The organism is Rhodococcus sp. C3V, from assembly GCF_029269915.1.
Lineage (GTDB): Bacteria > Actinomycetota > Actinomycetes > Mycobacteriales > Mycobacteriaceae > Rhodococcus_F > Rhodococcus_F qingshengii.
This window is the reverse complement of sequence record NZ_JARJBE010000037.1, coordinates 1-6012: the sequence shown is the minus strand read 5'-3', so window position 1 is coordinate 6012 and position 6012 is coordinate 1. Positions and strand designations below refer to the sequence as shown.

Below are 6012 nucleotides of genomic sequence, written 5' to 3'. Positions count from 1 at the left end.
TGAACGAAAGGTGTTCGTCATGCGTAACCGTGTCTTCCCACGCCGTGCCGGGGAGGGGGTGGTGTCTCGGTGGGCAGCTTTGGGGATGATCGTTGCGGTCCTGGCGCTGGTCATATCGTCGTTCTCATTCGTCCAAGTTGCCTCGGCAGATGACATCGGGACCTCGACCACCACAGGTCCGACCACCACAGTTCCGAACACAACGAAGCCGCCCGCGACTACGGCGGAGGCGCCACTGAAAACGACGGCGCCGCCTACTTCCACGTCGGAGTCACCCACTTCTGCGAAACCGCCGATCACAACCACGGCGCCCCCGTCTACGACTTCTGTGGCGGCGCAGCGACTGGCCGCACGCGGAGTCAATCCCGGCATCGATGTGAAAATCACCGACGTCCAGGTCGAGGGAAAGAACGACCAGCAGATCACGGTCGGGGACTCCGTCACGGTGAAGGGCACCTGGGACGCGTCAAGCGCGAGCCCGCAACCGGGCGACCAGTTCACCATCGGATTCCCTGACGAGTTGAAGCTCCAGTCCAACCCGACGATCGCGCTCGAGGGCGACGACGGGACGGTTTGGGGCACATGCGATCTGGTTGCTTCCACCAATCTGATGACGTGTGTTCTCTCCGATGCCGTGGCGGATCGCCCGGACGAGGTGAAGGGCGATTTCTTCGTCTACACCAAGGCTGTCGCGTACACCACCGAAGAGAAAGTTGATTTCACGATCAACGGCAGTTTCGACGTGACGCACGAGCTACCCGGCGGTGGCGGCATCAGCGACGGCAGCGTGATCAGCGAGGCCAAGAAGTCCGGCCAACTCCAGGGCAACAAGCAGTCTGTGCGTTGGACGATCGACATTCCCGGTGCCGATCTGGCCGCACTGGACGCGGGCGGCACCGGTTCGGTGACCCTGAGCGACGCGCTCTCAGAGAACATGAAGCTGTGTACGGTCAGCCTGATCGACGCGAAGCTGTTGTCCGGTCGCCCGAACGATCTCAAGCCGGTCGCAGGCGGCGTCACCGTCACCCAGAGTGCCGCTGGTGATCCAGTCAGCATCGCGCTCGACAACGGCGGCCCCTTCGAAAGAAACAAGCTCTACCGCATCGAGTACACCTCGTGCACAACCAGCGGCGAAGTGGACATCACGGGCACCGTCTACGACAACTCCGTGACCATCGGCGGGAACACCGTAGGCGCGGCAGGCGTCGGCCAGGATTGGGCTCCAGAGACCGGGCCGTCGAAGTCCGGCGGTTGGGCCGGGGGCACCCGGTACAGCGAGATCGACTGGAGCATAACGGTTCCGGGCACTTTCATCGCGAGCCTCCCCGACCAGAAAGTCATCATCAAGGAGACTCTCGGCGCCAATCACGAGGTCTGCGAGGGCGGCCTCGTCCCGACGGTCTGGCGCGCGAACCGTCTACCCGGGCTGAACGGTGAAACAACCAACCACGTCAACGTCACCTCCGAGTTCGACATCGACGCTTCCGGCGCTACGGCGAGTGCCCAATCCTTCAGCATGACCATCACGCCGAAGGAAAAGATCAAGCAAGACTCGACGCAGTACTACTACGTGAAGTTCCGGTCCTGTGTGATCGAGAAGGAGGTGCCGGACTCCTCTGATGTGTTCACCAATACGGCGGTCGTCAACGGCATCTCCAAAGACGCTTCGGTGACGGGGCCCAAGTTCGAGGGCGGCAAGACCGGCACGCTCAACACCGAACCGAAGGACGTCGCGGGCGAGAAGCAGCCTGCCGGCACGACCATCGACTGGAAGGTACAGGTCTCCGGACACACCCTCGAGGGCCTCGACGCACCGGCGGTCATCACCGACACGTTCTCCGACAGCTTGGCGGTATGTGATGTCAGCGGCGATCTGAAGAAGGACCTCAATTTCAAGGTCACCGCGCGCGACTTCCTCGCAAAAGAGGGCGGCACGGACATCACCGCGGGCACCACGGTCACACGCAGCGGCGACAACGGGATTGCTGTCACCCTCCCGAAGGACGCGGGCGACTACAACCGTGAGACACGCTATTTCATCGATTACACCCTCTGCACCAGCAGCGGTGGGCTGGATCAGCGCGGCACGGTTTACGGGAACTCGGTCTTCTACAACGGCAAGACTCAGTCGACGCAGAGTGTCAAGCAGGAATGGGGCGGCGGCGGTACCGGCCAAGGTGTGTCGCGGGGCTCGTTCTCGCTTCTGAAGGAGATCGCTCCCTTCTCCGAGAAATTCCCGGAAGACACCGAGTTCACTGTGAAAGTCGAGGAGTTCGCCCCCGGGCAAGATCCAGCGACCGACGCCCCGGTGAGCTCCTACGAGATCAAGGTGAAGGCTGACGGGACACCCGTCAGTGGGATCAACCCCCGCGGAACCGGCTGGCAGATCCGCCTGTCCGAGATCAACCTCCCCACCGTTGACGGCGTGTACTTCGAGAGAGGAACGTTCCGCCCGTCAGAGGGCGTGACGCTCAACGGGGACCGCACCGAGGCGCTGGTGACCATCACGCCGAAGAGCAATGTCGGTGTCACACTGCTCAACAAAGCGAGCCTGGGATCGGCGAGGATCACCAAATCCGTCATCGGTGACGGAGCGCGCACGGGGCTCGAGGCTTTCGTCGTCAACGCAGAGATCGCCTTCGGTGACGACGCCGCCGGCAACGAGCTGCGTCAATTCACCCTGAAGGACGGTCAGCACTACGACCTGAGCAAATTGCCCATCGGAGCGAAAGTCACCTTCACCGAGGTCCAACCGACGAACACCGACCTCGTGACGTGGTCGCTGCCGGTGATCAGCCCGAAGACGCTCACCATCGGCACCGACGCGTCGGCGAACACGGTCTCCGTCACCAACGAGGCCACGATCACGCAAGGCACCTTCGAAGTGAGCAAAAAGCTCACGGGCCCGAAGGCGTCCGACACGGCCGTACCGGCCAGCTTCGACGTGATTGCCACCTGGCTCGATACGGACGACAACCCGCAGAGCAAGACGCTGTCTCTTCCGTCCGACGGCACCCCGGTTCCGTTCGGCGAGAACCTGCCGGGCGGCACCGAAGTCACACTGACAGAGCTGGTTCCGGCAAACGGTGACGGTCTCGCCTATGGCGTGCCCGCATACTCCGGGAATGTCAGGATCAGTCCGGACAACGCAGCCGTGATGACCATCGGCAAGGATCTGCGCAAGATCGAGGTGTCGAACTTCGTCGACGTCAACGACGGCACTCTGCGCATCGCAAAGCAGGTCGGCGGTGAGGCCGCCGAGGCCGTCGGCGACGACGTGGAGTTCACGGTCGAGGCGCGTTGGCGCGACGGTGTGGAGTACCGCACCCAGGTGCTGAGCGTCAAGCAGGGACAGACCACACCGCTCGGCGTCGACCTCCCTGTCGGCACCGAGGTGACCTTCACCGAGACCGGCCGTCCCGATGTCGACGGAGTCGAGTGGGGCACGATCTCCTGGGGCACCAGCCCGGAAGGCGAATCGTGGCTGCATTCGAACCTCGACGGCACCGCGACGGGCATAGTCTCCGACGACCCGACCAACGGTCGACTGATCACGCTGTCGAACGAGGCGCTGTGGAAATTCGGATCGGTCGAATTCACGAAGTTCATCCTCGACGCTGACGGCAACCCCGTCCGCGCACCCGAGGCCGACCTGCCTGACAGCGCGACGTTCGAGGTCCGTATCGACGGGATCGATCCGGCACTCCCCGCTGGAACTGATTTCCCGGCAGTGGGCCAGACCATCACCCTCGATGCCGCAAACGACTGGAGCTGGACGTCCGACGAGGTTGTGCCGCGGAACACCGTGATCACCTTCTCCGAGGTCGACCCCAAGCCACTGGCCGGTATCGACTGGGCGCGGCCGTACTACTACGTCTCCGCGGATGCCGGTGACGCCGATTACCGCGACACCGTCAAGGCGGTGGCCGGTGAGAAGGCTGTGGTGGAGATCCACAACCGCCCGATCCCGACCACCGAGGTGGATATCGACAAGATCGTGACCGGCCCCAAGGGCAGCCAGGTGGCCAAGGACGGATCCACGATCTTCCAGGTCACGGCTACGTGGACGGACATCGACAATGAGGCGCGGTCTTGTGTTCTCGATGTCAAGCCGGGCGCTTCGGTCACTCCGACCGCCCAGTGCGACGCAGCCGTCATCGACGGCCGGGTCCAGTTCCCGCTGAACACCGACATCACTTTCACAGAAACCGGTGCTCACACCGACGTCACCAACGTCAAGTGGGGTGAAGTGATCTGGGGCGTCAAGGAAGGCAAGGCGGATGTCTCGAAGATCGACGGCGAACCGACCGCAACTTCCGTCAAGCTCACCGGCGAAGCAAACAAGTCGGTGGTCCTGGGACTCGAGAACAAAACCAGCAGCAATGGGCTGATCATCATCCCGATCCCGATCCCGCTGCCGCCGTGGGAAATCCCGACATGGCCGGGCTCTGAAGTACCCGGAGGACCAGGCACTGACGTGTCGACTCCCGGCAACAACACTCCCGGCAACAACGGTGGTGGACACAACGGTGCTCCGGGCACACCTGCTCCGGGAAATCCTGCTCAGGCCAAACCGGACCAGTCATCGTCCCTGCCGATAACCGGCGCGAACGTCATCTGGCTCGCCGGTCTGGCGCTGGCACTGATCGGCGGTGGAGCATGGCTCACCCTGCGTAACCGCAAGCGTGCACCCGGCCAGGAGTAACTCCCAACCAGAAATACCGAAACAGAGCGGGTGCGACATACACCTGGTCGCACCCGCCCTGTTTCACCGTCACGACGTATCTATCTCGCGGCCGCCCCCGTGGCCCACCCCTCGAAGGAGAAACACCATGTCATTCCTCCCGTTCCCGATCGTCATCGAAGGCATCGAGACCACTGGTTCTGCCGCGATCGACGGCCTCGGTCGCCTGTCCGTACTCCTTTACGATCTCCTCGGCGGTACCGGAAGCGCCACGATCAACGCGGGCAGCTAGTTCGATACGGCACCAATTCGACACATCAGCTATCTCGGTAGATCTGTGAAGAGGAGACCCCGGTCCGTGAGCGATACCGAAGTTTCAGGGCGTCGTCGGCCGGGCGCAGGCCAGGTAATCGGCGAACTGCTCCTCACGGCCGGGGTCGTCATCCTGCTGTTCGTCATCTATGAGGCGTTCTGGACCAATATCGTCTCAGGGCGGCTGCAGGACGAGCTCAACAACAGTCTGGAGGAATCCTGGGCCGAAGTCCCCGAAGCCTCAGGAGCGATCGATGGTCAGCCGGTGTCCCCGCTGATCCCTGTGCTCGGCGAGGGATTCGCGCGCGTGCATTTCCCCACACTCGGCGCCGCGTACGCAATCGTCGAGGGCACACGCAACGAGGACCTGCGGGCCGGCCCCGGCCACTACCCGGACTCGCAGATGCCCGGCGAAGCCGGAAACTTCGCGCTCGCCGGGCACCGCAATGGTTCCGGCGCAGTCTTCCAACACCTGGATCGACTCGATGCATGCGATGCCGTCGTCGTGGAGACCGAGTTCCAATGGATGACGTACCGGTTGCTCCCACTCGACCAGGCCTCGCCCGAACGTCGCGCTGCGGCGAAAGCCTGCTTGAATCCCGAGCAAGCCGATCGTGTTTCCGACGGCGACTACGTCCATCTCCTCGGGCGGCGCATCACCGTGCCCGGGGATGTCGCGGTCGTCAACCCGCTGCCCGGAAACCCTTGGGCCGAGCCCGACGCCACGCTGGAAAGTATGTTGACACTGACCACGTGCCATCCGCTCTACTCGAACAGCGAACGCTTGATCGTCCACGCGGTTCTCGTCGAAACAATCTCGAAGACTTCGGGCACCATTCCCGCGGCATTCCAGGAGCAATGAATGTACGGATACCTCTGGGGAGCGCTCCCCGGCCCCCGACCAGTGAAGGCCCTGCTGGCGATCGTTCTCGTGGTCGCGGTGGTGCTGCTACTCATGGAATTCGTATTTCCTTGGGTGTCAGAGCATATGCCCTACTCCGACGTCACCGTATAGA

Annotated in this window: 5 protein-coding genes; 4 read left to right on the top strand and 1 reads right to left on the bottom strand. The window is 63.0% G+C overall.

Translation table 11 applies throughout. From position 1 onward, the window contains the following. The coding region (locus P3G66_RS32000) for a hypothetical protein (RefSeq protein ID WP_346349178.1) at nt 1-306 on the bottom strand (306 nt) is incomplete at its 3' end. 22 nt (nt 307-328) lie between these two features. On the opposite strand from P3G66_RS32000, the gene P3G66_RS31585 reads away from it, so the two are divergent. The 4 genes from P3G66_RS31585 to P3G66_RS31570 all read left to right on the top strand — a co-directional run bounded on the left by P3G66_RS31585 (nt 329) and on the right by P3G66_RS31570 (nt 6011). Next, complete coding sequence (locus P3G66_RS31585; RefSeq protein WP_346349177.1) at nt 329-4705, top strand: DUF5979 domain-containing protein; 4377 nt, start codon at nt 329-331, stop codon at nt 4703-4705. A 127-nt stretch (nt 4706-4832) separates the two neighbouring features. After that, a complete protein-coding gene (locus P3G66_RS31580; protein WP_003945342.1) occupies nt 4833-4976 on the top strand; it encodes a hypothetical protein in 144 nt (47 codons plus the stop codon). Nucleotides 4977-5042: 66 nt separating this feature from the next. After that, a complete protein-coding gene (locus tag P3G66_RS31575; protein ID WP_276117859.1) occupies nt 5043-5858 on the top strand; it encodes a class E sortase in 816 nt (271 codons plus the stop codon). Further along, a complete protein-coding gene (locus P3G66_RS31570) occupies nt 5859-6011 on the top strand; it encodes a hypothetical protein (RefSeq protein WP_003945315.1) in 153 nt (50 codons plus the stop codon). Nucleotide 6012: the final 1 nt, after the last annotated feature.